At 73.4% G+C, this 23840-nt stretch carries 28 protein-coding genes and 1 riboswitch; of the genes, 18 read left to right on the forward strand and 10 right to left on the reverse strand.

Annotation, left to right across the window (positions count from 1 at the left end; translation table 11 throughout):
• Positions 1-42 precede the first annotated feature (42 nt).
• Positions 43-1455 (forward strand): amidohydrolase, encoded by a 1413-nt coding sequence (locus ACLQ3K_RS11255; RefSeq protein WP_425999329.1) that lies wholly within the window; start codon positions 43-45, stop codon positions 1453-1455.
• A 13-nt stretch (positions 1456-1468) separates the two neighbouring features.
• Here the strand turns inward: ACLQ3K_RS11255 and pdxH are convergent, their stop codons facing one another.
• A complete protein-coding gene (gene pdxH / locus ACLQ3K_RS11260; RefSeq protein WP_425999810.1) occupies positions 1469-2089 on the reverse strand; it encodes a pyridoxamine 5'-phosphate oxidase in 621 nt (206 codons plus the stop codon).
• A gap of 46 nt (positions 2090-2135) precedes the next feature.
• Here pdxH and ACLQ3K_RS11265 point away from each other — a divergent pair, with 46 nt between their 5' ends.
• The 6 genes from ACLQ3K_RS11265 (at position 2136) to ACLQ3K_RS11290 (ending at position 6654) form a co-directional block, all read left to right on the forward strand.
• Positions 2136-3239: a citrate synthase 2 gene (locus ACLQ3K_RS11265; RefSeq protein WP_224650029.1), complete on the forward strand. Its 1104-nt coding sequence runs from the start codon at positions 2136-2138 to the stop codon at positions 3237-3239.
• 3 nt (positions 3240-3242) lie between these two features.
• Positions 3243-4367, forward strand: a complete 1125-nt coding sequence (serC, locus tag ACLQ3K_RS11270; RefSeq protein WP_224650027.1) for a phosphoserine transaminase — start codon at positions 3243-3245, stop codon at positions 4365-4367.
• Between the two features lie 25 nt (positions 4368-4392).
• Complete coding sequence (gene sepH, locus ACLQ3K_RS11275) at positions 4393-5187, forward strand: septation protein SepH (protein ID WP_224650025.1); 795 nt, start codon at positions 4393-4395, stop codon at positions 5185-5187.
• A 3-nt stretch (positions 5188-5190) separates the two neighbouring features.
• On the forward strand, positions 5191-5925 hold the full coding sequence (locus tag ACLQ3K_RS11280; protein ID WP_425999332.1) for a DUF6928 family protein: 735 nt from the start codon (positions 5191-5193) through the stop codon (positions 5923-5925).
• Positions 5926-6002: 77 nt separating this feature from the next.
• Positions 6003-6233 carry a hypothetical protein gene (locus ACLQ3K_RS11285; RefSeq protein ID WP_224650021.1) on the forward strand — a complete coding sequence of 77 codons (231 nt, stop codon included), beginning with the start codon at positions 6003-6005 and terminating at the stop codon, positions 6231-6233.
• Positions 6226-6654 (forward strand): TA system VapC family ribonuclease toxin, encoded by a 429-nt coding sequence (locus ACLQ3K_RS11290; RefSeq protein ID WP_224650019.1) that lies wholly within the window; start codon positions 6226-6228, stop codon positions 6652-6654. Before ACLQ3K_RS11285 ends, ACLQ3K_RS11290 begins: the two co-directional genes overlap by 8 nt.
• A gap of 229 nt (positions 6655-6883) precedes the next feature.
• Here the strand turns inward: ACLQ3K_RS11290 and ACLQ3K_RS11295 are convergent, their stop codons facing one another.
• From ACLQ3K_RS11295 to ACLQ3K_RS11305, 3 genes are read right to left on the reverse strand one after another with little or no spacing between them, the layout of a single operon-like run.
• A complete protein-coding gene (locus ACLQ3K_RS11295) occupies positions 6884-8158 on the reverse strand; it encodes an MFS transporter (RefSeq protein WP_336669949.1) in 1275 nt (424 codons plus the stop codon).
• A gap of 36 nt (positions 8159-8194) precedes the next feature.
• A complete protein-coding gene (locus tag ACLQ3K_RS11300; RefSeq protein ID WP_224650014.1) occupies positions 8195-8476 on the reverse strand; it encodes a DUF2537 domain-containing protein in 282 nt (93 codons plus the stop codon).
• A complete protein-coding gene (locus ACLQ3K_RS11305; RefSeq protein ID WP_336669948.1) occupies positions 8473-9279 on the reverse strand; it encodes an RNA methyltransferase in 807 nt (268 codons plus the stop codon). The genes ACLQ3K_RS11300 and ACLQ3K_RS11305 overlap by 4 nt, the downstream gene beginning before the upstream one ends.
• 24 nt (positions 9280-9303) lie before the next feature.
• On the opposite strand from ACLQ3K_RS11305, the gene ACLQ3K_RS11310 reads away from it, so the two are divergent.
• Positions 9304-10455 (forward strand): GNAT family N-acetyltransferase, encoded by a 1152-nt coding sequence (locus tag ACLQ3K_RS11310; protein WP_336669947.1) that lies wholly within the window; start codon positions 9304-9306, stop codon positions 10453-10455.
• 100 nt (positions 10456-10555) lie between these two features.
• On the opposite strand, the gene ACLQ3K_RS11315 is transcribed toward ACLQ3K_RS11310, so the two are convergent.
• Positions 10556-10996, reverse strand: a complete 441-nt coding sequence (locus ACLQ3K_RS11315) for a MarR family winged helix-turn-helix transcriptional regulator (RefSeq protein WP_374201354.1) — start codon at positions 10994-10996, stop codon at positions 10556-10558.
• 55 nt (positions 10997-11051) lie between these two features.
• Here ACLQ3K_RS11315 and ACLQ3K_RS11320 point away from each other — a divergent pair, with 55 nt between their 5' ends.
• Positions 11052-11321 carry a DUF2530 domain-containing protein gene (locus ACLQ3K_RS11320; protein WP_336669946.1) on the forward strand — a complete coding sequence of 90 codons (270 nt, stop codon included), beginning with the start codon at positions 11052-11054 and terminating at the stop codon, positions 11319-11321.
• Here the strand turns inward: ACLQ3K_RS11320 and ACLQ3K_RS11325 are convergent.
• From ACLQ3K_RS11325 to ACLQ3K_RS11335, 3 genes are read right to left on the reverse strand one after another with little or no spacing between them, the layout of a single operon-like run.
• Positions 11260-11856, reverse strand: a complete 597-nt coding sequence (locus tag ACLQ3K_RS11325; protein WP_336669945.1) for a phosphatase PAP2 family protein — start codon at positions 11854-11856, stop codon at positions 11260-11262. The two genes, ACLQ3K_RS11320 and ACLQ3K_RS11325, sit on opposite strands and share 62 nt — an antisense overlap.
• Positions 11850-14369, reverse strand: a complete 2520-nt coding sequence (locus ACLQ3K_RS11330; RefSeq protein ID WP_425999337.1) for a sacsin N-terminal ATP-binding-like domain-containing protein — start codon at positions 14367-14369, stop codon at positions 11850-11852. The genes ACLQ3K_RS11325 and ACLQ3K_RS11330 overlap by 7 nt, the downstream gene beginning before the upstream one ends.
• 1 nt (position 14370) lies before the next feature.
• Positions 14371-15099 (reverse strand): DUF3027 domain-containing protein, encoded by a 729-nt coding sequence (locus ACLQ3K_RS11335; RefSeq protein ID WP_224649999.1) that lies wholly within the window; start codon positions 15097-15099, stop codon positions 14371-14373.
• 86 nt (positions 15100-15185) lie between these two features.
• Here ACLQ3K_RS11335 and ACLQ3K_RS11340 point away from each other — a divergent pair, with 86 nt between their 5' ends.
• Genes ACLQ3K_RS11340 through ACLQ3K_RS11350 form a run of 3 tightly spaced genes read left to right on the forward strand, consistent with a single transcriptional unit; the run spans position 15186 to position 17646 of the window.
• Positions 15186-16883: an MFS transporter gene (locus ACLQ3K_RS11340; protein ID WP_224649996.1), complete on the forward strand. Its 1698-nt coding sequence runs from the start codon at positions 15186-15188 to the stop codon at positions 16881-16883.
• Positions 16884-16885: 2 nt separating this feature from the next.
• A complete protein-coding gene (locus tag ACLQ3K_RS11345) occupies positions 16886-17428 on the forward strand; it encodes a DUF2771 family protein (RefSeq protein WP_425999341.1) in 543 nt (180 codons plus the stop codon).
• Positions 17425-17646, forward strand: coding sequence for a hypothetical protein (locus tag ACLQ3K_RS11350; protein WP_224649992.1), 222 nt, complete (start codon positions 17425-17427; stop codon positions 17644-17646). Before ACLQ3K_RS11345 ends, ACLQ3K_RS11350 begins: the two co-directional genes overlap by 4 nt.
• Positions 17647-17649: 3 nt before the next feature.
• Here ACLQ3K_RS11350 and ACLQ3K_RS11355 read toward each other — a convergent pair whose 3' ends face one another.
• Entirely contained in the window at positions 17650-19056 is a 1407-nt protein-coding gene (locus ACLQ3K_RS11355; RefSeq protein WP_425999343.1) for a DHA2 family efflux MFS transporter permease subunit, read from the reverse strand.
• A 17-nt stretch (positions 19057-19073) separates the two neighbouring features.
• Here ACLQ3K_RS11355 and ACLQ3K_RS11360 point away from each other — a divergent pair, with 17 nt between their 5' ends.
• On the forward strand, positions 19074-19688 hold the full coding sequence (locus tag ACLQ3K_RS11360) for a TetR/AcrR family transcriptional regulator (RefSeq protein ID WP_224649987.1): 615 nt from the start codon (positions 19074-19076) through the stop codon (positions 19686-19688).
• Here ACLQ3K_RS11360 and ACLQ3K_RS11365 read toward each other — a convergent pair.
• Positions 19685-20110, reverse strand: coding sequence for a cold-shock protein (locus tag ACLQ3K_RS11365; RefSeq protein WP_308011470.1), 426 nt, complete (start codon positions 20108-20110; stop codon positions 19685-19687). The two genes, ACLQ3K_RS11360 and ACLQ3K_RS11365, sit on opposite strands and share 4 nt — an antisense overlap.
• Before the next feature lie 78 nt (positions 20111-20188).
• Here ACLQ3K_RS11365 and ACLQ3K_RS11370 point away from each other — a divergent pair, with 78 nt between their 5' ends.
• The 5 genes from ACLQ3K_RS11370 (at position 20189) to ACLQ3K_RS11390 (ending at position 23737) form a co-directional block, all read left to right on the forward strand.
• On the forward strand, positions 20189-20410 hold the full coding sequence (locus ACLQ3K_RS11370; RefSeq protein WP_224649984.1) for a hypothetical protein: 222 nt from the start codon (positions 20189-20191) through the stop codon (positions 20408-20410).
• The gene (gene moaA / locus ACLQ3K_RS11375; RefSeq protein WP_425999346.1) at positions 20407-21396 is read left to right on the forward strand and encodes a GTP 3',8-cyclase MoaA; all 990 of its coding nucleotides are present in this window, start codon (positions 20407-20409) and stop codon (positions 21394-21396) included. Before ACLQ3K_RS11370 ends, moaA begins: the two co-directional genes overlap by 4 nt.
• 4 nt (positions 21397-21400) lie before the next feature.
• A complete protein-coding gene (locus ACLQ3K_RS11380; RefSeq protein WP_425999348.1) occupies positions 21401-21640 on the forward strand; it encodes a MoaD/ThiS family protein in 240 nt (79 codons plus the stop codon).
• 151 nt (positions 21641-21791) lie between these two features.
• Positions 21792-21953: riboswitch (cyclic di-AMP (ydaO/yuaA leader) on the forward strand.
• 10 nt (positions 21954-21963) lie between these two features.
• A complete protein-coding gene (locus ACLQ3K_RS11385) occupies positions 21964-22638 on the forward strand; it encodes a transglycosylase family protein (RefSeq protein ID WP_425999350.1) in 675 nt (224 codons plus the stop codon).
• Between the two features lie 202 nt (positions 22639-22840).
• Positions 22841-23737, forward strand: a complete 897-nt coding sequence (locus ACLQ3K_RS11390) for a hypothetical protein (RefSeq protein WP_425999352.1) — start codon at positions 22841-22843, stop codon at positions 23735-23737.
• The last annotated feature ends 103 nt before the right edge of the window (positions 23738-23840 follow it).

Raw genomic sequence — 23840 nt, forward strand, 5'->3', positions numbered from 1 at the left:
AGGATCTCCCGCGATTCGACGCACACCGCTACCGTGGCGCCGATGAGGCTGGCCCGCGCACGCATCGACGGCGACGCCCTCGTGGACGTCGACGTCGCCGGGGGCCGGATCGCCGCGCTCTCCCCCGCCGGCTCCACGCGGCCCGCGGGCGACGTCCTCGACCTCGACGGCCGCCGCCTGATCCCCGGCCTGTGGGACGAGCACGTCCACGTGCGCACCTGGGCCGTCTCCACGCGCCGCATCGACGTGCGGTCCGCGACGGGCCCGGAGGAGGTCGCCGCGCTGGTCCGCGCAGCGCTGCCGGACGCGGAGCCGGGCCTGCCCGTGGTCGCCGTCGGCATGCGCGACGGGCTGTGGGGCGGCGCACCGTCGCGCCTGCTGCTCGACGAGATCGCGCTGGAGGTCCCCGTCATGGTCGTCTCCTCGGACCTGCACAGCTCCTGGTCGAACGCGGCGCTCGGCCGGCTCCTCGGCGTCGATCTCGACGACACCGGGATGCTCCGCGAGGCGGCGAGCTTCGCCGCGGCCGTCCGCGTCGAAGCGCTCGTCGCGGACCGCGCCGACGCGTGGGTGATCGAGGCGCTCGCCGGCCTCGGTCGACGGGGCGTCGTCGGCCTCGTCGACCTGGATTTCGACGATGCCGTCGGCGCCTGGGAGCGACGGCCCGCCCCGCCCGTGCGGGTCGACGCGGGCGTCTACCCGCAGCACCTCGACGCGGCGGAGGCCCGCGGCGCCGGCACGGGCGCCCCGATCAACGGCCTGGCCCGGGTGGGCCCGCTCAAGGTCATCACCGACGGTTCCCTCGGCACGCGCACCGCGTACTGCCACGCGCCGTACCCCGGCACGGCCGATCGCGGCGTGCTGGAGGTGCCGCCCGAGCGCCTCGTCGAGCTGCTGGGCCGCGGCGCCGCGCTGGGCCTGGCCCCGGCCATCCACGCCATCGGCGACGCGGCCAACGCGCTCGCGCTGGACGCCTTCGCCCGCACCGGGGTGCGCGGCCGCATCGAGCACGCGCAGCTGCTCACCGAGGCGGACCTCGACCGGATGGCGGAACTCGGAATCGGGGCGTCGATCCAGCCGGAGCACATGCTCGACGACCGCGGACTGGTCGCCCGGTTCTGGGGCGACCGCGCGGGCGACGCCTTCCGCGTCGGCTCGCTGGTGGCCGCGGGCGTCGACGTGGTCTTCGGCTCGGACGCGCCGGTCACGCCGCTGGACCCGTGGTTCGCGATCTCCGCCGCCGTCACCCGCAGCCGCGACGGGGACGCGCCGTGGCAGCCGTGGGAGGCGGTCGACGTGGAGACCGCGCTGCGGCTCTCGGCGCGGTCTCGGATCGCGGTCGGCGAGCCCGCCGACCTGGTGGCCCTCGGCGCCGACCCGACGCCGGAACGCCTGCGCACCATGCCCGTCGACCTCACGCTCGTGGCCGGCGCGATCACCCACACAGGGCTCTAGGGCTCACAGGGCTCTAGGGCTGCAGGCGGAACGGCGCGTAGTCGGGCGCGACGAGCCGCACCCGGTTGTGCACCCGGTTCTCCCGGCCCTGCCAGAACTCGACCACCTGCGGCGCGATGCGGTAGCCGCCCCATTCCGGCGGCACCGGCACGTCCTGCCCCTCGAACCGGGCCTCCACCTCGGCGAAGCGCTCCGCCATCGCGGCGCGGGAGGCGACCGGCCGGGACTGGTCCGAGGCCCACGCCCCGAGCTGCGAGCCCCGCGGCCGCTCGGCCCAGTAGGCGGCGGTCTCCTCCGGGGTGACCTTGGTGACGGCGCCGCGCACGTGCACCTGGCGGTGGATCACGATCCACGGGAAGGTCACGGCGGCAACGGGATTCGCCTCGACGGCGCGGGCCTTGTCGGAGCCGTAGTTGGTGTAGAAGACCACGCCGCGCTCGTCGAGGCCCTTGCACAGCACGGTGCGGGTGGCCGGGAGCCCCGTCCCGTCGACGGTGGCGAGCACCATCGCGTTGGGCTCCGGCGCGCCGGCGGCGACGGCCTCGTCGAACCAGGACCGCCACAGCGGCACCCACCCGGACGCCAGGTCCTCGGGCTGCAGATCGAAGGAGTCGCCGTCGTACTTCTCGCGCATCGCCGTCAGGTCCACGAAGCCGAGACTACTCATTAGGCTGCACAGCATGACTGAGATTCCGGGTGGGCTCGAAGGCGTCGTCGCGTTCTCCACGGAGATCGCGGAGCCGGACAAGCAGGGCGGGGTGCTGCGGTACCGCGGCGTCGACGTGGCCGACCTGGTGCGCGACCGGGTCACCTACGGCCAGGTGTGGGGCCTGCTGGTGGACGGCGAGTTCGGCAACCCGCTGCCCGCCGCGGAGCCCTTCCCGCTGCCGATCCACAGCGGCGACGTCCGCGTCGACGCGCAGGCCGGCCTCGCGATGCTGGGCCCGCTCTGGGGCTTCGAGCCGCTGCTCGACATCGACGACGCCACCGCCCGCGAGAACCTGGCGCGCGCCTCGGTGATGACGCTGAGCTTCGTCGCCCAGTCGGCCCGCGGCCTGGAGCGCCCGGCGGTGCCGCAGCGGATCATCGACCAGTCCCCCACCATCACGCACCGGTTCATGACCCGCTGGCACGGCGAGCCCGACCCGGACCACGTGCGCGCCATCGACGCCTACTGGGTCGCGGCCGCCGAGCACGGCCTCAACACGTCGACGCTCACGGCGCGGGTCATCGCCTCGACGGGGGCCGACGTCTCGACGGCGCTCTCGGGCGCGGTCGGCGCGCTGTCGGGGCCGCTGCACGGCGGCGCACCGTCGCGCGTGCTGCCGATGCTCGACGAGGTGGTCCGCACCGACGACCCCCGCGGCGTCGTCGCTGCGCGGTTGGACCGCGGCGAGCGGATCATGGGCTTCGGCCACCGCATCTACCGCGCCGAGGATCCGCGGGCGGCGGTGCTGCGCGCGGTCGCGCGCGACCTGCAGGCGCCCCGCTACGAGGCCGCCGCCGCGCTGGAGCGGGAGGCGAACGCCCTGTTCGCCGAGCGCCGGCCGGACCGCGCGATCTCGACGAACGTCGAGTTCTGGGCGGCCGTGATCCTCGACTACGCGGGCGTCCCGCCGCGGATGATGCCGGCGATGTTCACCTGCGCGCGGACCGCCGGCTGGTGCGCCCACATCCTCGAGCAGAAGCGCGCGAACAAGCTGATCCGTCCGTCCGCCCAGTACATCGGGCACGGCCCGCGGCAGCCGGAGGACGTGCCCGGGTGGGACACCATTAGGATTTAGGGCATGACGATCGAGATCCCCGCCGCGCTCAAGCCCGTCGACGGCCGCTTCGGCTGCGGCCCGTCCAAGGTCCGCCCCGAGCAGCTGCAGTCGCTCGTCGATACCGGCGCCTCGGTGTTCGGCACCAGCCACCGCCAGGCCCCCGTGAAGAACGTCGTGGGCCGCGTGCGCGAGGGCCTGAAGGACCTCTTCTCGCTCCCCGAGGGCTACGAGGTCGTGCTCGGCAACGGCGGTACCACCGCCTTCTGGGACGCCGCCGCCTTCGGCCTGATCCGCGAGCGCAGCCAGCACTTCACGTACGGCGAGTTCAGCAACAAGTTCGCGAGCGTCGCCAAGGGCAACCCGTTCATCGGCGATCCCATCGTCGTCTCGAGCGACCCGGGCTCGGCCCCCGAGCTGGTGGCCGACGGCACCGTCGACCTCATCGGCTGGGCGCACAACGAGACCTCGACGGGCGTCGCGGTGCCGGTCAGCCGCCTCGCGGGCAGCGAGAACGCGCTCATCGCGATCGACGCCACGTCGGGCGCCGGCGGCCTGCCGGTCAACGTCGCCGACACCGACGTCTACTACTTCGCGCCGCAGAAGTGCTTCGCCGCCGACGGTGGCCTCTGGGTCGCCCTCATGAGCCCCGCCGCCCTGGCTCGCGTCGAGGAGATCAAGGCCTCGGGCCGCTACACCCCCGAGTTCCTCTCGCTGCCCATCGCGGTGGACAACTCGAGTAAGAACCAGACCTACAACACCCCCGCCCTGGCGACGCTGCTGCTGTTCGCGGACCAGATCGAGTGGATGAACGGCAACGGCGGCCTGGACTGGACCGTCGCGCGCACCAAGGATTCGAGCGACCGGCTCTACCAGTGGGCCGAGGCCAGCGAGTTCGCGACGCCCTTCGTCACCGATCCCGCGCTACGCAGCCAGGTCGTCGGCACCATCGACTTCGACGAGAAGATCGACGCCGCCGCCGTGGCCAAGACGCTGCGCGCGAACGGCATCGTCGACACCGAGCCGTACCGCAAGCTGGGCCGCAACCAGCTCCGCATCGGCATGTTCCCGGCGATCGATCCCGAGGACGTCACCGCTTTGACCAAGTGCATCGATTTCGTGGTCGAGCGCGTGTCGGCCGACGCGTAGCGAATCGAACAACTACCCTTGCACCATGCAGGAGCTGCGGGTTGTGGGACTGGACGACGACGGGACGTCTGTGGTCTGCGAGGGCCCCGCAGGACGTTTCCGCCTGCCGATCGACGACACCTTGAAGGCGGCCGTGAGCGGTGAACTAGGAAGCGGCACCCAGACCGAGCTCGAGCTGGGCGCCGACCTCTCCCCGCGGGAGATCCAGGCCCGCATCCGCGCCGGCGCCACGATCGAGGAGATCGCCGAGTTCACGGGCGCCCCGAACCACCGGATCAAGCGCTTCGCGGGCCCGGTGCTGCTGGAGCGTTCGCGCGCGGCGGAGATGGCTCAGCTCGCGCACCCCGTGCGCGGCGACGGCCCGATGCACGCCACCCTCGCCGAGGTGGTCCGCTCCGCCCTGGCCGAGCGCGGCCACGCCGACACCACCGAGTGGGACGCCTTCAAGGGCGCCGACAACCGCTGGGTGGTCTCGATCAGCTGGAGCGTCGGTAAGTCGCGCAACCAGGCGCACTTCCGGTACGCGCCGGGCGCGCACGGCGGCACCGCCAGCCCCGTCGACGAGACGGCCCGCGGGCTGCTCGATCCCGACGCGCGGCAGGGCCTGCGGAGCATCGACCGGTCTGCCGACGAGCCGCTGCGCGCGGTCCCCGGCCCCGTCGATCCGAGCCGGGTCGTGGAGGGCACCGTCGAGGAGCGTTCCGAGCGCCGTCCCGCCCAGGCCCCCGCGGCCGCGGTGGGCCAGCACGGCCGCCGGCATCCGGAGATGCCGTCGTGGGAGGACGTGCTCCTCGGCGTCCGCGGCGGGAAGAACGGGTAGGTCGTGGGCGCTACAGCTGCGACGCTCTGGTTCCTCGACGTCGCGGAGCCGAAGGGCATTCTGGCGATCGTCGGCAGGCCCGACGAGGCCGCGTCCCGCGCGATCGCCGAGCAGGTGCTGGGTGAGCCCGTCGTCGGGCGGCCCGAGTCCCTCGCCCGCGCCGCGGATCCGCTGCCCGGGCACGTCTACGTGGCCGCCTGGGGTGGGCTGACCGTGGTCACCCACGCGGGCCTGCGCGTGGACAAGCCGAGCGAGCTCGACGAGTCCTGGTGGAACCTCGTGCCCGCGCATCGCGCGTTCCTGCTGGTCACGGCCCCGGAGCGGGCCGTCGGCGGGTTCGCGCTGCGCTCCGACGGTGCGCCCAAGCGCTCGTTCTCCGCGCACCCCGTCGACATCCTCGAGGACGAGGGCCTGCCCGAGCTCTTCGAGGGCCCCTTCTGGGCCGGCGAGCACCCGCTGTCGTACGCCGAGGGCGTCACTCCGGACCCGCGGGCCCTGCCCTTCCACCCGATGGAGTTCGCGGAGCAGGCGAACCGGGAGATCCTCGGCTTCCGCTACACGCACCCGCTCGCGCCGACCGACCTCGACCCCGCCCGGATCCAGGTCATCGACTTCGTGCCCGCCTCCCAGCAGCAGGTCGTCCAGGCCCAGGCCGACGGTGCGCCGCAGCCCCCGGTCGAGCAGCCGGACCCCGGTTACGAGGACCGCGGCAAGGTCCGCAGCTTCTTCGGTTTCTGATCCTGGCTCACCGTGTGACAGGTGACCAGTTCCATGTCGTGATGCGTGATGCGTGATGCGCGCGTATCCTGATCTCTATGAGGACGACGCTCGACATCAGCCCCCGCGTTCTCGCCGCTGCGCGAGCGCGGGTGAACGCCGGGCTGAACACGAGCATCGGGGATGCAGTGTCGTACTTGGCCACCGTTGGACTCGAAGGCACTGCGACGAGCCCTGAGCCGTCCCGTCGCGGCCTGGTCCTGCTCCCGTCGGCGCCCGACCATGTCATCACCAACGAGATGGTCGAGGACGCGATGCTCGATGACTGAGCTCGAACTTCCGGATGTGAACGTCCTCGTCGCTCTCGTCAGCGCCAATCACGTCCATCACGACACGGCTCGCGGCTGGTTCGAGTCCACCGCACGCTTCGCCACCACACCGATCACCGAGGCCGGGCTCGTCCGGATGGCGCTGAACCGGGCCGTCATGGGGACCGCCGTCACTGCGCAGCAGGCGCTCGCGTCGCTCGCCTCCCTGCGCGCGGACGAACGTGCCGAATTCGTGCCGGACGACTCATCGCTCGCCGGCCCGTCCATCGATCTCGTGGGTCTCGCCGGCCACAAGCAGGTCACCGACCTCCATCTCGTGAACCTCGTAGCGCAACACTCGGGCGTGCTTGTCACCCTCGACACCAAGATCCGGCCCGTTCTCGCACCCGACGACCAGTCCCTCGTCCACGTCCTCCTCTGAGCCCGGGCCCGCAGCTTCTTCGGTTTCTGATCGCGGCGCGGTAGCCAGGAGTGCGGCTGCGGGGAGCGACGTTCCTTTTCGCGGTGGCCATGCCGAAACGGCATAAGCACGTCGGTGCGGCCCTCGCTCACCCGGCGAGCGCCTTGTTCGCGTTCGAGACTCCGACGAGGAGCGCGACCTCCCTCATTGACCAGGCGTTATGCGTGCGTCGCATCGCTGTTCCGCGCGACTACTGCTCCCCGCGCACAGCCGCCTCCCCGACCGTCGCCGTCCGCGCGCCGTCCTCCCGCAACGCCTCCGCGGCGGCGGACCGTCGCAGCGCGTAGGCGCCGCACAGGGCGCAGGTGACGGCGGAGACCACGCCGCCTACGAGCAGCGGCGCAGCGGGGGTGGTCACGTCGGCGATGGCGCCGAGCAACGGCGCGCCCAGGGGCGTCCCGCCGAGGAAGGCCAGCATGTAGATGCCCATCACGCGGCCGCGGTACTCGGGATCCACCGACAGCTGCATGATGCTCATCGCGGAGGTGGTGAAGGCCATCTGCAGCAGCCCGACGAGCATCAGCAGCACCGCCACGAGCCAGAACCACGGCGCCAGCCCCGCCAGCACCGAGGCCACGCCGAAGGCGCAGCCGCCCACGAGGCAGGTCCGCAACGACGCCATGCCCGTCCGCTTCGCGGCTAGCAGCGCCCCGGTGAGCGTGCCGACGGCGAGCAGCGTCGACAGCAGGCCGTAGGCGTCGGCGCCCAGGCCGAAGCCCTGGCGCGCCAGCAGCGAGAGCGCCAGCGGGAAGTTGATGCCGAAGGTGGAGACGAAGAAGACCGCGATCATCACGAGCGCCAGCTCGCGCCGCCGACGCACGTAGGCGAACCCGGCCCGCAGCTGCCCCCGCGCGCGCGGCACCGGCGGCGCGGGGAACAGCTCGCTCGCCCGCATCAGCAGCAGCGCCGCGACGATCGCCCCGGTGAACACCGCGTTCACCGCGAACACCCACCCCGTGCCCACGCCTGCGATGAGCAGGCCGGCGATCGCGGGACCCACGATCCGCGCGGCGTTGAAGACCATCGAGTTGAGGCCGATGGCGTTGGGCAGCAGCTCCGGCCCCACCATCTCGATCGTGAAGGCCTGCCGGAAGGGCCCGGCGATCGCCGTCACGCAGCCGAAGACGAAGGCCAGCACGAAGACGTGCCACAGCTGCACCACCCCGGTGAGCGTGAGCACCGCGAGCACGGCCGCGCACGCCGCCGCGGCGGTCTGGGTGAACATGAGCACCCGGCGCTTGTCGTACCGGTCGGCGAGGAGGCCCGCCCAGGCGGAGAGGAACAGCGTGGGCCCGAACTGCAGGGCCATCACCACGCCGAGCACCCAGCCGCGGCCGTGCGCGAGGTCGAGCACCAGCCAGTCCTCGGCGACGCGCTGCATCCAGGTGCCCACCAGGCTGACCGCCTGGCCGCCGGCCCAGAGCCGGTAGTTCCTCGTTCGCAGGGAAACGAAGACGCTCGGCACTCGTCCGATAGTAGTCCTAAGTTTTCCGGCGGGGTCTCAGACCAGCCCGCTGGAGAGGGCCACGACGGCCGCGAGCCAGGCCAGCACGATCGCCCCCGCGAAGCCCGCGCAGAAGAACCGCGCCACCGGCCGCCGACGGTACGCCGACAGCACCGGCACGGCCCCCGCGGTGCCCAGCACGAGCAGGAACAGGCCCAGCCACCGGTTGATCGCCATCACCCCCACGAACAGCCCGGAGAGCACGCCACCCGCGAGCATCGCCACCACCGCCGCGACGGCGGTGCCGGTGATCCACGGGGTGTAACGCGGCGCGGTCATGTGCGGGCGCGCTCGTACAGGGCCAGCGCCGCCGCGGTGGCGACGTTGAGCGAATCGGTGCCGCGCGACATGGGGATCCGCGCGCGCACGTCCGCCGCGGCCATCGTCGCGGCGTCGAGCCCCGGCCCCTCCGCGCCCACCAGGTACGCCACCCGCGACGGGTCGCCCGCGACGGCCGAGGCCACCGTCGCCTCCCCCGACGGGGTCAGCGCCACCGTCCGGAATCCGTGCTCCGCCAGCACCCCCAGGCCCGAATCCGGCCACCCGGGCGCGGGCAGGTGCGCGAACGGCACCAGCAGCACGTGCCCCATCGACACCCGCACCGCGCGCCGGTAGAGCGGGTCCGAGCACCGCGGCCCGAAGAGCACCGCGTCGGCGCTCAGGCCCGCGCCGTTGCGGAAGATCGAGCCCAGGTTCTCGTGGTCGTTGACGCCCTCGAGCACGACGACGGTGCGCGCGCCGTCGAGCAGTTCCCCCGCGTCCAGCGGCTCCGGCCGGCGGGCGGCGGCGAGCACCCCGCGGTTGAGGTGGAAGCCCACCACCCGCGCCATGAGTTCCGCGGTCACGAGGTAGCGCGGCACGTCCGGCGCCCGGCCCTCGAGGCGCGCCAGCTTGGACTCGACCCCCATGATCGCGTGCGGCACGAAGCGCGAGGCCAGCATCCGCTCCACCACCGGCACGCCCTCGGCGAGCACGATTCCGCGCGCGAGGTCGGGCCGCTTGTCCGCGGCGGACAGGTCGCGGAAGTCGCTGAGCCGCGGGTCATCCGCGTCGTGAATCGGATAAATCGGTTGCGCCGGCACCCCACCAGCCTAATATCGAACTACGTGATCGAGATCCGTACCGCGACCGAAGCCGACTGGCCCGAGATGTACGCACAGGACGTGCACGCCTTCGGCTCCCCCTTCGAAGCCGAAGCCGCCCCGCTCATCCGGCGCACCCTGGACCTGGACCGGTTCGTCGTCGCCCGCGACACCACCGACGGCGCGCTCGTCGGCGTGGCGGGCTCCTTCGCCCTCACCCTGACGGTGCCCGGCGGCGCGCAGCTCGACGCGCCCGGCGTCACCTGGGTCTCGGTGGCGCCCAGCCACCGCCGCATCGGCGTGCTGCGGAAGATGATGGACGAGTTGCACTCCCGCTACCGGGCCGCGGGCAACGCCGTCGCGATCCTCACCGCGAGCGAGGGCACCATCTACGAGCGCTTCGGCTACGGCGTCGCGACCATCGTCGACGAGGTGACGATTGCGCGCCGCACGGCCCGGCTGCGCACCCCGCTCCCCGGCCCGCTGCGCACCCGCATCACCGACGCCGCGGCCGCGCGCGAGGCCGTCGAGGACCTGTACCGCCGCTGGCACGCCGCGACGCCGGGATCGGTGTCCGCGGAGCAGTTCTGGGAGCTCTTCCACGCCGACCCGGAGTGGGCGCGCTGGGGTGGCACGGCCCGCCGGCTCCTGCTGCACCCGGACGGCTTCGTCGCCTACCGGGTGGACGAGAAGGACCGCGCGCAGCTCGACGACGTCCGGGCCCTCACCGACGAGGCCGCGGCCGACCTGTGGCAGACGGTGCTCGGGCTCGACACCTTCGACGAGGTGACCGCCGACCTGCCGCCGGATCACCCGCTGCGGGAGATGCTCGTCGATCCGCGCTCGGTGAAGGTCACCGACCACAAGGACCGGCTGTGGCTGGCCTTCCTCGACGTGCCCGCCGCCCTCGAGGCCCGGACCTACGAGTACGACGGCGATCTCGTGCTGGGCGTGGACGGCGCCGCGTACCGGCTCACCGTCGACGGCGGCGTCGCGCGCTGCCGGGCGACGAAGGAGGCACCGTCGGTCTCGCTGAGCGGGCCGACGCTCGCCGGGCTGTACCTGGGGGCGGTGTCGCCGAGCACCCTGGCGCGCGCCGGCCGGATCGCGGGCGACTGGAAGGCTCTGGGGATTTTCGTCACCGCGAGTCGGCCGGAACTCGGGACCTCGTTCTGAAAATTCGGCGTACGCCGCGATTCAATGACGGTTAAGGAACGGCCCTATCGGAATCAATCCGATAGGGCCGTTCGCTATTCGATCGGGAATCCGGGTGGATTCAGCTTTGCTTCTCTTCGGCGGCAATGAGGCCGTTGAGAATTCCCACCGCGTCGCCGAGCGTCGCGCGCTGCTCGGGCGACAGCTCGTCGAGCTTGCCGCGCAGCCACGCCTCGCGGGCCGCGGCCTCGCCGGTGATGACCTGTTCGCCCTCGTCGGAGAGGCTGACGATCACCTGGCGGCCGTCGGTGGGGTGCGGGGCGCGCCGGACCAGCCCCAGGTCGGCGAGGGACGCGATGACCCGGGTCATCGACGGCGGCTGCACGCGCTCGCGTGCCGCGAGTTGCCCGGGCGTGAGCGGCCCGTCATTCGCGAGCGCGTTGAGCGCGGAGAGCTGCGTCAAAGAGACGAGCGAATCGCGACGCCGGCCGCGGAGGTGGCGGGCGAACCGCACGGTGGCGAGAGCAAGCTCTCCCGCCAGCCGATCGTCATTGTCAGTCACGGCGTTAGAGTACATCTGAGAAGTGCAATTGCGCGCATGAACCCCGGGAGTAACGATGAACCTTCAAGGGAACGAGCCGGGAAACACCGTCACGGCACCCGAACTCCCCCGCGCCGCGACCGAGCCCCGGCCGGTCGTCATCGCCGGGACCGTTGCGTTCGCAGTGGCCCTCGTCATCGCCCTGCTCGCCCGCGGGACCTTCGGCGACGCGTGGATCGTGTGCGCGTGCGGCGTCGGCGTGGGGGCGTTCGGGGCCACCGTCCTCACCCTGCAGCGGCGGGCGGCCCTGCGCGGCGATCGGGGAGCACAGCGCGGCCTCGTGTGAGCCGCAGCACACCCAGCCCCAGAGCGACCACGAGCGCGCCGATCGCCCACCCCGCCACCACGTCGAGCAGCCAGTGCGCGGCCAGGTACACGCGGCTCAGGCCGATGGCGAACGTGCCGAGGAGCGCGGCCACGAGCGGCCACCGTCGGCCCGTGAGCGCGCAGGCGGCCACGGCGAAGGTCCCGAGGACCACCATCGAGTTCAGCGCGTGCCCGGACGGGAAGCTCTCCGACGAGATCACGACCAGCCTCGGCGGGATCGGCGGCCGCTCCCGCCCGAAGAGGGATTTGAGCACGACCATCAGCCCGAGACCGAACAACTGGGTCAGGCCGCAGTACAGCGCCCAGTCCGATCGCTTGAGGCGCACCAGCAGGTAGAGGAACCCCGCGATGCCGATCGCCCACATGGACGCGGTGTTGCCCACCGTCGTGATCACGCGCATCGCGGCGGTCAGCGGCCCCTCACGGATCGAGAGCATCCAGTCGAGCGCACCCTGATCGACGGGATTGGGCCATGCGTCGCCGTCGGTCACCACCGTCTCGACTGTACGTGGAGCACGCCGTCCGCCACGACGTACGGGACGCGGCGCTCGGCCCCGCCGACCACGACCACGAGCTCGTCGTGGACGTGCACCTCCGCCGCGTCGGGCAGTTCCCCGAGGGCCTGGGCCAGGGTGACGCCCGGGTGCGCGCCGCGCGCGAAGCGGTCGCCGGCGCTCGGGATCTCGACCGGCTCGGCGCCCGCGAGGGGAAGGTCCAGCGTGTCGGCGAGGTCCGCGGCCACGTCGAGCCCGCCGAAGACCAGCCCCGACGCGGTGAACCGCGCGTACGGCACGTCGAGCACCGCGGCGTCCTCGGCGTCGAGCACCTCCCCGTCGATGCCCCGGACCCGGGCGGGGAGCGCCGCGAGCCGGTGCCCCGCGATCGCCCGGTGCGCCGCGATCACCACGGCGGGCGACGGGGTGCGCGCGGGGTCGGCGAGCGCGTCGGCGAGCACCTGCGCGTCGGCGTCGGTGCGGACGGCGTGCAGCAGCGCCGCCCGCAGTCGCGGCGCGGCGGGGTGCGTGCACGGGTCCAGCAGCCCGGCGAAGGCCTCGTCGTCGGGCGGCCGCAGCCGGCCCAGATCGGTGCGGGTGTGCAGCCACCAGGCGGTGTAGCCGTCCGGATCGTCCAGTACGCCCGGCAGTTCCGCCAGCAGCGCGTACGCGGGCTCCCAGTGCTCGACCAGATCGAGGTCGCGGACCGCGATCAGCTCGTCGGGCTCCCCCGGCAGCTGCGACCACCACTCGTCCGCGCCGTCGAGGCTCTCGTCGGGCTCGGTCGGCAGGGGCTCGCGGAGCACGCCGAAGGACCAGCCGACGCCGATGGCCCGCAGCGCCTCCGCGGGGTACCGCGCCTCGAAATCGGGGTCGACGGTGCCGTACGGGTGGTCCTCTCCGAGCACCGCGCGCAGCGGCGCGGCCGCGGCCAGCAGCTCGTCCGCGGGGTACAGCGCACCGTCGTCGCCCGGGACGGCGAGCAGGCCCAGGAAACCCGGCCCGACGGTGCCCTCGCCGATCAGGCCGAGCACGGCCGCGGTGAGTTCGAGGTCCGCGTCGGTGGCGCCGGCCTCCCAGTCGATGCGGCCCACCTCCTCGCGCAGCGCGGGATCGCCGAGCAGGTCCGCGGGGCTCAGCCGCCGCGCGCCCGCCCGCTCCAGCAGCGGGTGCGCCGCCGCGGGGTGCACGATCCGCGCCCAGGTGACCAGCGCCAGCGCATCGGCGTCGCCGGCCACGAGGCTCGCGCCGCGCGCCCCGGTGACCACGCGGCCGTCGGCGAGCGGGACGGGCAGGGCGCCCAGGTCGTCGGCGGAGAGCCGCGCGGCGTCGAGGGCGGCGTACAGCTCGCCGTACCAGGCCGGATCGCGGTCGCGCGGCACCGCGTCGGCGAGGTCCGCCGCGGTCAGCTCGCGGGCGCCGAGCGCCACCAGGCGCGCCGCGTCCGGCGCCGACGAGTACTCGGGCGGGACCAGCGGAAGCGCCTCGCACAACAGAGTATTCAGCTCGGCGGTGAGCCCGGGCAGCACCGCGGCGCGGTCGGGGCGCAGCCGCGCACCGTCGGGCCCGGGGACCCAGGCGTGCCCGCGCAGCTCGTCGTCGATCGCCTCCCGCAGCAGGGCGTCGACGGGGCCCGCCGGCGGCCGGCGCGGCGGCAGCAGCGGCATCGGGTCGGGCTGCGCGGCGACGAAGGCGGCGTAGCCGCGGGCGGCGAGCGCGACGTCCCCGCCGGGGTGCAGGCGGCGCCGGTCGGGCGTGGTCGGCAGGTCGGCGATGACCCGCACGGGCAGGGTCAGCGGCTCGTCGGTGCGGGTGGGCGCGTGCAGGAACCGTGCATCGGCGCCGATCACCCAGCGCGCGTGCGGCCCGTGTCCGGTGACGAGGTCGGGGGTTTCGAACCGCTCGTCGCCGACGGTGACCGCCGCGAGCGCGGGCAGGTCCAGCAGGAGGTCCGCGGCCTGGTCGGCGAACTCGGCGAGCAGCGCGGGGTCCGCGCCGACGAGCACGACCTCGGTCGCGAAGCCCGCGCGCGGCGGCGCGGCGACGGGGTACGGCAGGCGCATCGCGGCGACCTCGTCGAGGCCGGAATCGGCGCGCGAGCGCTCCGCGGAGAAGGCGATGCCGCCGCCCGTCGACCGGATCTCGACGTGGTCGGTCACCGTCAGGACGGCGGCGAAGCCGACCCCGAACCGGCCGATGGAGGCACCGTCGGACTTGGGCGAGACGCGCAGCGCGGCGAGGGAGGCGACCCCGGACTTCGACAGCGGTGCGCCGGTGTTGGCGACGTGCACCCCGTCGGCCTCGGCCCAGACGGCCAGTTCGCCGGGGATCCCGGCGGCGGTGGCGGCGTCGGCGGCGTTCTGCGCCAGCTCGACGGCGACGCGGTCGCGGTAGCCGACGGTGACCAGGTCCCGCTCGGCGGCGAGGTCCTCGGCCGCGCGGGTGGGTGAATCGCGCCACGCGGCGAGGGTCGCGCGGCGCAGCGCGGCGGTACCGAACGGATCGGCGGCCATGTCAGGCCTGCTCGGCGGGAACCTTCTCGACGGCGCCGTCGTCGTAGGGCTCGTACGCGGGGCTCCCCTGGCCCGACGGTGCCGTGACCGAGGAGTGCGCGCCGCAGCCGTAGTGCGCGTGCACGACGCGGCCGTCGGCCGAGTACTCGTTGCCGCAGGCGCCGAAGGCCGCGCCCAGCGCGCCGGCCAGCGGCAGGAAGAAGGCGCAGTCGCCGCAGTGGTAGCGGGTGGAGCGGGCCATCTCGGACTCCGGGCCGAAGTCGCCGGCCAGCCAGCGCTCGGCGGCCTCGATCCGGCCGATCCGCGACATCACGCGCTCGAGGTTCACGCCGATCTCGCCGGCGACGTCGTCCACGGCCGGGTCGCCGGACAGGGCGTGACCGGGCTCGATGCGCACGTCGTTCTCGCGGGGCGGCAGCGTGTCGCCCGGGGCGAGGTCGCCCGCGCGGATCCGCTCCTCCCACGGCACCCACTCGGGGGCGGTGAGCGAACCGGGGCCGGGCAGCAGCGCGGTCTCGGAGACCGTCAGTTCCCCGCCGGGCGTCGCTGCGATCACCGCGCACCATTGCCAGCCGCGGTACGCGGGTACGTCGGCCTCGAAGTAATGGGCCACCGCGAACTCGTCCTCGACCACGGTGGCGACGTGCGCGCCCACCCGGGCGCCCTCGTCGGCCTCCAGTACGGCGCGCGCGAGGTCGACCGCGGCGCCTGACTGCAATGCGGAACTCACCCGTCCGATTGTGCCGGATGGCGGGCGCGCAGGTGCAGCCGGGCGGCACACGCCCCCGAAGACGGCACCGCCGCGGATGCGGAACAATGGTCGGTGTGAGCGGTCATCCGGGGCAACAGCAGTATCCCCCCGACGAGCCCCGGCGCCGTCCGGGGTCGACGCCGCATGCCCACAGCGGGCAGTCCGTGCGGCAGGGGGCGGGCGGCGATGCGCGCCCGCAATACACCTCCAACCACCACCTACCCCCGCTCGAGGACACCCCGTCCGCCGCCGACCGGCGCGCGGCCGAGGACGAGCAGCGGCGGATGCCGCGCAAGATCACGGTCACCCGGGTGGCGGCGATGCGCAGCCGCGAGATCACCGAGGCCGGGATCGCGAAGTGGCATCAGGCCACCAAGGCCGACGGTGCCGACAAGTCCGGCCTGACCGCCCTCACCTACCCGGTCATCCTCAACAACGCGGTCGACGCCGCGATGATGGTGGCGCTGGCGAACACCCTGTTCTTCGCTGCGGCGCAGGCCGAGTCGAAGTCGAAGGTCGCCCTGTACCTGCTGGTGAACATCGCGCCCTTCGCGATCATCGCGCCGTTCATGGGGCCGCTGCTGGACCGCATCCAGCACGGGCGCCGGGTGGCGCTGGCCGCGTCCTTCGGGATCCGCGTCGCGCTGGCGGTGCTGCTCATCACGAACTGCGAGTACGACCCGATCGCGAACACCGTCAACTTCGATCCGTGGGTGCTCTATCCCTGCGCGCTCGCGATGATGGTGATGAGTAAATCCTTCTCGGTGCTCAAATCCGCGGTGGTGCCGCGGGTGATGCCGCCGTCGATCGACCTGGCCCGGGTGAACTCGCGGCTCACCCTGTTCGGCCTGGTCGTGGGCTCGGGCGTGGGCGGCGCGATCGCCGCGGGCGCCGAGTTCGGGCTCAGCCGGATGCTGCACATCCCCGGCGGCATGTACGCGCTCATGGTGTTCGCGGTGCTCGGCGCCGTGATGTGCATGCGCATCCCGAAGCGGGTCGAGAGCACGGCGGGCGAGGTGCCCACCACCCTCTCGTACACGGGCGCGATGGCGCGCGACGCGGAACGGCAGGCGGACCGCGGGCAGGACACGGAGAGCGGGCGCGCGAAGCTCGGCGCGGCGTTCAAGAACCTGCGGGTGCCGCTCGGCCGCAGCGTGGTCACCGGGCTGTGGGGTAACACCACCATCCGCGTGCTCACCGGCTTCCTCACGCTCTACATCGCCTTCTACAGCAAGGCCGAGCAGGCGGCGGGCGGTTCCGCCACCGAGTCCCTGCTCATGATCGGCGCGGTCGGCGCCGCCGCGGGCATCGGCAACTTCATCGGCAACGGCATCGGCGCCCGGCTGCAGCTGCCGCGGCCCGCGCGCATCGTCGTGCAGGCGACGGTCGCGGCCACCGTCGGCGCGATCGTCGCGGCGGTCTTCGGCAACCTCGTCGTCATCGCCGCCGTGACCTTCGTCGCGTCCGGGGTGTCCGCGCTGGGCAAGGTCTCGCTCGACGCGTCCATCCAGGACGACCTGCCCGACGAGTCCCGCGCCTCCGCCTTCGGCCGGTCCGAGACGGCGCTGCAGCTCGGCTGGGTCGGCGGCGCCGCGCTCGGCGTGCTGCTGCCGCCGACGCTGTGGATCGGCTTCGCGACCGTCGCCGCGATCATGGTCGTCGGCACCGTGCAGACGGTGCTGACCTACCGCGGCGGCTCGCTGATCCCGAACTTCGGCGGCAAGCGGCCGGAACACGTCCCACCCACGATGAACGGTGTCTGAAGATGATCAAGCCCAGCCCGAAGCTCCTCCTCGCCGGCGCGGTGTTCGCCGTCGCCGCGGCGGTGATGTTCGCCTTCACGATCGTCGCCGGGCTCGAGAAGCGGGATGAGCCGAAGCCCCGGCCCACGCTGCAGGCGACCGTCGGGGACCGCATGCTCAACGTCGCTCCGATGCAGTTCTGCACCAACGTCCAGGCGTCGGCGTGCGACACCGCGCAGCGCCCGGTGAAGCTGCCGGTGGAGTTCGGCCAGGCGATCGTCATCTCGCTGCCCGAGTACATCACCGAGCGCCCCTGGTTCCTGACGGTGCAGCGCTACGACGCGAAGCGCGGCCAGGCGAAGCTCGACACGATCACCCACGTCGATCCCGCCGAGGCGACGCTCGTGCTCAAGTCGACCGAGGACCTGTGGGTCGCGGCCGTCGAGATCAACGTCCCGTCGCAGTACCAGGACGCGTCGGGCAACCTCATCGCGCAGGCGGTCTGGGGCATCGACACGACGCCCGACAGCGTCTCCAAAGACTTCGCGCTGGTCCAGAAGCCATGACCGGCGGCGAGAGCGTCATCCTGCTGTTCGTCATCGCGGGCACGCTGGCGCCGATCGTCCTCGCCGTCGTGGTCCGGCGCCGGCAGAAGTCGGGCCGCTGGCGCGGCGGCTTCACTCCCGGCTACGACCCGACGACCGACAACTGGGCGACGCGGGTGAACGACCCTCCGCCCGCGAATCCCGACCAGTCCGAGATCCGCGACCGCCGCGAGTTCTGAGCCTCACCCGGTCCGGTCCGCCCGCCCCGGCAGGCGGAGTGCGGGGACGACGCCGAGCACGGTGACCGCCGCCATCACCCAGAACGCCGGGTGCAACGCGGCCTCGGCGGGGCCGTGGGCGAGACCCGCGTGCAGGACGACGGCCACCGCCGCGACGCCGATCGCGCCGCCGAGCTGCTGCGCGCCGCGGGTGAACATCGAGGCGTGCGGGAACTGATCGCGCGAGAGCCCGGTGTACGCCGACGACAGGATCGGGACGAGCACCGCGCCGAGGCCCAGTCCGCGCGCGAACAGCACGAGCGCGAGCACGACCGGGCTCGTGCCGGCCGTGACGAAGGCGAAGGGCACCGTCGCGGCCGCCATCAGCGCGATCGCCGAGACGGCCACCGGACGCGGACCGAAGCGGTCCACCAGCCCGCCGACGAAGAACCGCGGCACGAACGCCCCGACGGCCTGGGGCGCGAGGAGCAGGGCCGTCGCGAGCGCGCCGTCGCCGCGGACCGTCTGCCAGTACAGCGGCATCAGGAACATCGTCCCCATGAGCGCGCCGCCCACAGCGAGACTCGCCAGCGTCGACGCGGCGACGGTCGGGATGCGCACCAATCGCACACGCACCAGGGCGCGGTCCCCCACCCGCGCCGCATGCACCCCGAACGCCGCGATCAGCGCCGCCCCGGACGCCACGAACAGCAGAAGGACGCCCGACGTGCCGCGCTCCGCCAGCTCCGCGAGCCCGTAGAAGGTGAGGACGATCCCGGGCGCGAGCAGCGCCAGGCCGGTGCGGTCCAGCGGCGGAACGGCGCTCGTCGGCGCATCGTCCGGCAGCACCCGCAGCGCCGCCACGACGGCGAGCAGGCACAGCGGGACGTTGATCGCGAACATCCAGCGCCAGTCCGCCCAGTGCAGCAGCGCGCCGCCCACGACGGGGCCGATCAGGGGCCCGAGCGCGATGGGCACGCCGAGCGCGGCGGTGACCCGCGCGACCGAGCCGCCGCCGGCCGCGCGCACGGCGATCGTCTGCATGTTCGTCATCAGCACGCCGGCGGCGGCGCCCTGCAGCGTGCGGAAGACGATGAGGCTCACCGGACTCCAACTCGCGGCGCAGAGCGCGGAGCCGACGGCGAAGACGACGAGCGCCGCCACCCACAGGCGCCGGCCCCCGAGGCGGGCGTCGAGCCATCCGCACAACGGGATCGAGACGACGAGCGCGAGCAGATAGGAGGTGCTCACCCACTGGATGGTGGCGATGTCGGCGCGCAGGTCGAGCACCAGCGTGTGCACCGCGATGGTCAGCATCGTCGTGTCCAGGATCGGGGCGAAGACGCCGACGACGAGGGTTGCGATGAGGGCGCGCATCGAGCGCGTCGAGGTCGCCACATTAGATACAGTCACGTATCTAATGTGCGCCATGTTGATAAGATACGCAAGTGGACTCAAAGTCGGATGCGCCGCGCACCCGCCGACGCGGCGCGGCGCTCGAAGAGGCGATCCTGGACGCGGCGTGGGACCAGCTGACGGAGCGCGGCTACGGCGACTTCACCCTGGAGGCCGTCGCCGCCCGCGCCGGAACGTCGCGGTCGGTCTTGTACCGCCGCTGGCCCGGCCGGGTGGAACTGCTGCGCGCCGCGTTCGCGCACCTGGGCGGCACCCCCGTCGCACCGGCGCCCGCGACCGGCTCCCTGCGCGGCGACGCGATCGCGCTCCTCACCGCCATGTCCGACCACCGCGTCGAGCTGATGATCCTGCTGCAGACGCGCCTCGGCGGGTTCTTCGCCGAGTCCGGCGACTCCCCCGAGGACGTGCGCGAACTCATGGTCGGGCCGCGTGCCGGGTCGATGCAGGAGGCCGTCGACCGGGCCGTCGAGCGCGGCGAGGTCGACCCGGCACGGGTCACCGACCGGATCGTGCGCCTCCCCGCCGACCTGGTCCGCCATCAGATGGCGATGACGCTGCGCGCCGTGCCGCCCGAGGACATCGCCGAGATCGTGGACGACTGCTTCCTGCCGCTGCTGGCGACCCGAGCGGCCGGAGCGGGGACCTAGGAGTCCAGCTCGCGGGCGATCTCGCGAAGCACCTTGGCGATCTGCTCGGAGGCCTTGCGGTCCGGGTAACGGCCCTTGCGGAGCTCGGGCTGCACGCCCACGTCGAGCAGCTGGATCATGTCCTCGATCAGCACGTTCAGGTCCTCGGCAGGCCGACGGTTCGCCGCCGGGCGACGGCCGCGCTGGGCGCCCGCGGCGGCGCCGCGCGAGACGCTGGGGGCCGGCTCGAGCACGGTCACCGTCAGCGCCTGCGGGCCGCGACGTCCGGCGGCCATGCTGAACTCGACGCGCTGCCCCTGCTTGAGCCCGTCGGTACCGTCGGGCAGCGCGGAGGAACGGACGTACACGTCCTCCCCGCCCTCCTGGGAGAGGAAGCCGAAGCCCTTGTCCGTGTCGTACCACTTGACCTTGCCGGTAGGCACCGTCATCACCCGCTCTGCACTAAGAACAACAAAACGCGCCCCGCGAACGGCGGGACGCACTGCGACTAGTCTAGAGGAATGGGCAAGTTCGTTTCCGTCGCCGTCTCCGCCGCGATCGCGCTGTTCGCGATCGGGCTGATCGCGATCGCGGCCCTCTTCCTGACGCCGCTCCTCGCGGACGGCACCACGGCCCCCACCTGGGTGTACGCCCTCACGCCACTCGCGCCCGTCGGATTCCTCGTCGGCGTGGTCGCGGTGATCCTCGGCGGCCGCGCCGGAGACGGCGAGCCCCGGCCATGAGGCCGCTGGTCGACCGCTACGGGCGCGTCGCACGCGACCTCCGGGTCTCCCTCACCGACCGGTGCAACCTGCGGTGCACCTACTGCATGCCCGCCGAGGGCCTCCCCTGGCTCGCCAACGACCACGTCCTGACGGGGCCGGAGGTCGACCGGCTCATCACCATCGGCGTCCGCGACCTCGGAATCACGGAGATCCGATTCACCGGCGGCGAGCCGCTGCTGCGCGCCGACCTCGACCGCATCGTCGCGCACGCCGCGGCGCTGGAGCCGCGGCCCGAGATCTCGCTGACCACGAACGGGCTGTCGCTGGCCCGGCACGCGGCCAAGCTCGCCGGGGCCGGCCTGGACCGCGTGAACGTCTCCCTCGACACCGTCGACCGGGAGGCGTACGCGAAGGTCACCCGGCGCGACCGCCTCGACGACGCCCTGGCCGGCCTGCGCGCGGCCGCCGACGCCGGCCTCACCCCGGTGAAGGTCAACGCCGTCCTCGGCCCCGGGCGGCTCGACGACGCGCGCCCCCTGCTGCAGCTGTGCCTCGACGCGGGCTACGAGCTGCGGATCATCGAGCACATGCCGCTCGACGCCGACCACACCTGGGACCGGAACACCATGATCACGGCCGAGCACATCCTGGCCGAGCTGCGCCGCGAGTTCACCCTCACGCCCGACGGCGAGCCGCGCGGCAGCGCGCCCGCCGAGCGCTTCCTGGTCGACGGGGGTCCGGCGACGGTGGGCGTCATCGCCTCGGTCACGCGGCCCTTCTGCGGCGACTGCGACCGCGTGCGCCTGACGGCCGACGGCCAGATCCGCACCTGCCTGTTCGCCGCCGACGAGACCGACCTCAAGCCGCTGCTCCGCGGCGGCGCGTCCGACGAGGAGATCGCCGACGCGTGGCTCGCCGCGATGCTGGGCAAGCAGGCCGGCCACGGCATCGACGACCCGTCCTTCCTGCAGCCCGCCCGTCCCATGAGCGCGATCGGGGGCTGACGGGGTGCTGATCCGTTACTTCGCCGCCGCGCGCGCCGCGGCCGGCGTGCCGGAGGAGACCGTGCCGGTGCCCGACGGTGCGACGGTCGCCGATGTCGCCGATCTGCTCGCCGCGCGCCGCCCCGAGCTGGGCCGCGTGCTCACGCGCTGCAGCTTCCTGCTCGATGAGGTGGCGGTGCGGGACGTCGCGGCGCCCGCGACCGGCGCGATGCTCGACGTGCTGCCGCCGTTCGCCGGCGGCTGATCCGTACGCGTACACCGAGTGACATCAGTCACACATCGCAAAATCACGGTCCGGTAACGGTTGGGCCACGGGGCGGGTTCTGTTACCGTCGCTGAGGGCCGCAGCAGCAGCCACCCGATCGTCCGCAGCGCAGAGCTTCGTCCAGCGTCCGATTCGGGAAATGCACCACGATCTACACCTGGACGAAGGCGGAGGAACCATCCGCGGCCGCAAGGCCGCAGGGCACACGCCCTAGGGGTCAAGCCGGGCAACCGGCCGAGCAGCCTCTCGCTCGAACCCGACAGCTAACTTCGCACGCGCGTAGAGAGGAAAGACTTCACACGATGACCGGTCGTCACCGCAAGCAGTCCACCACCAGCCTGAGCGCCGCGAAGATCGCGGCCGCGGGCGCGATGCTGGGTGGCGCGGGTCTCGCGCTCGCCGCCCCCGCCGCGAACGCCGCCCCCGATTCCCAGTGGGACACCGTCGCCGCGTGCGAGTCCGGCGGCAACTGGGCCATCAACACGGGCAACGGCTACCACGGTGGCCTGCAGTTCAGCCCGTCCACCTGGGCCTCGTACGGCGGCACGCAGTACGCCCCCACCGCCAACCAGGCCAGCCGCGCGCAGCAGATCGCGATCGCCGAGAAGGTCCTCGCCGGCCAGGGCAAGGGCGCATGGCCCTCCTGCGGCACCGGCCTCGGCTCGCCGACCCCGCGCACCGTCTCCCCGACGGACACCGGCGCCACCAAGCCGGTCACGAAGCCCGTCAGCAAGCCCGCCGCCAAGCCGGCGACGAAGCCCGTCGCCAAGCCGGTCGCGAAGCCCGCTGCCAAGCCCGTCGCCAAGCCGGCGGCGAAGCCCGTCGCCAAGCCCGCGGCGAAGCCCGTCGCGCAGGCCGGCCAGTCGGTCAACTCGCAGTACATCAACCAGGTCATCTCGCAGGCCCAGAGCGGCGGCCAGCAGGTCGACCCGGCCGTGCTCGCCATGCTGCAGCAGGCCGCGGCCAAGGGCTACTGAGCCCACCCGCACCACGTACGTCCCGAGAGGGGTCGCCGGCATCACGCCCGGCGGCCCCTTTCAGCGTTTCGGCCCGAAATCCTGCGCGCACGACGACACCCGAGGACCACGGGTACAGAATGTTTTGCATTCGCACACGATCTGCTAGGTTCACATCGGTCGTATTCGTGAACGCAAAGTTCAGCAGGGAAGAGAGCTACCGATGATCGCTCGCCACCGCTCCTCGCGCGCCGTCGGCACAGTCGCCGTGGTCAGCGCACTGATCGCCGCCGCGGGCCTCGTCGTCGCAGCTCCCGCCGCAGCCGCCCCCGGCTGCCCCTGCAGCCCCACCGTGCCCGTCCCGACCCCGGGCGCGCCCGCGAAGCCCGTGGCCGCGAAGCCCGCGCCCACCAAGCCCGCAGCAGCCAGGCCCGCGGGCGTGCCGGGCGGCGCCGGCGCCGTGAACGTCCCCGGCGTCGGCGCGGTGGCCGTCCCCGGCCTGGGCGGCGTCGGAACCGGCACGGGCGTCGTCGCGCCCGGTGGCCGCACGGGCGGCGCGGCCGTTCCCGCCGGCGTCGCCGTGCCCGCCGGCATCGGCGGCGCGACAGTCCCCGCCGCCACGGGCTCCACCCGCCCCGCCGGCACCGGCGCCGCGGCCGTTCCCGCGGGCACCGGCGCTCCGAACGTCCCCACGGGTCGCGTGGGCGGCGTCCCCGTCCCCACCGGCATCGGCGGCGCGACAGTCCCCGCCGGCATCGGTGGCGTGGCCGTCCCCGCCGGCATCGGCGGCGCAGCCATCCCCGCCGGCATCGGCGGCGCGGCGATCCCGGTCGTCGGCGGCACGGGCTTCCCGATCGCCACGGCGAACGGCATCGGCAGCACCGGCGGCGTCACCACGAACGGCGCGGGCGCGCGCGGCGTGGGCAGCGCGGCGGGCGTCGGCACGAACGGCGTCGGCACGGGCGCGGGAGCGCGCGGCATCGGCAGCGCGGCGGGCGTCGGCACGAACGGCATCGGCGCGCAGGGCCTGACAGCCTCGGTCGGCATCCCCGGCATCGTCGTCCCGGGCTCCGGCGTCACGCCGGTCCGCCCCGTCGTCCCCGCAACGCACCGGCGGTAGCCAGTCGGTCGCCCCGGGCGCCTCGGCGCCCCCTGATCACCCGAGCTCGTGCGGCCCCACAAAGGTCGGCGCGGGCCCGGATCCGGTGACCACGTAACGAGAA

It is taken from the genome of Tsukamurella sp. DT100, assembly GCF_049844855.1.
Taxonomy (GTDB): domain Bacteria; phylum Actinomycetota; class Actinomycetes; order Mycobacteriales; family Mycobacteriaceae; genus Tsukamurella.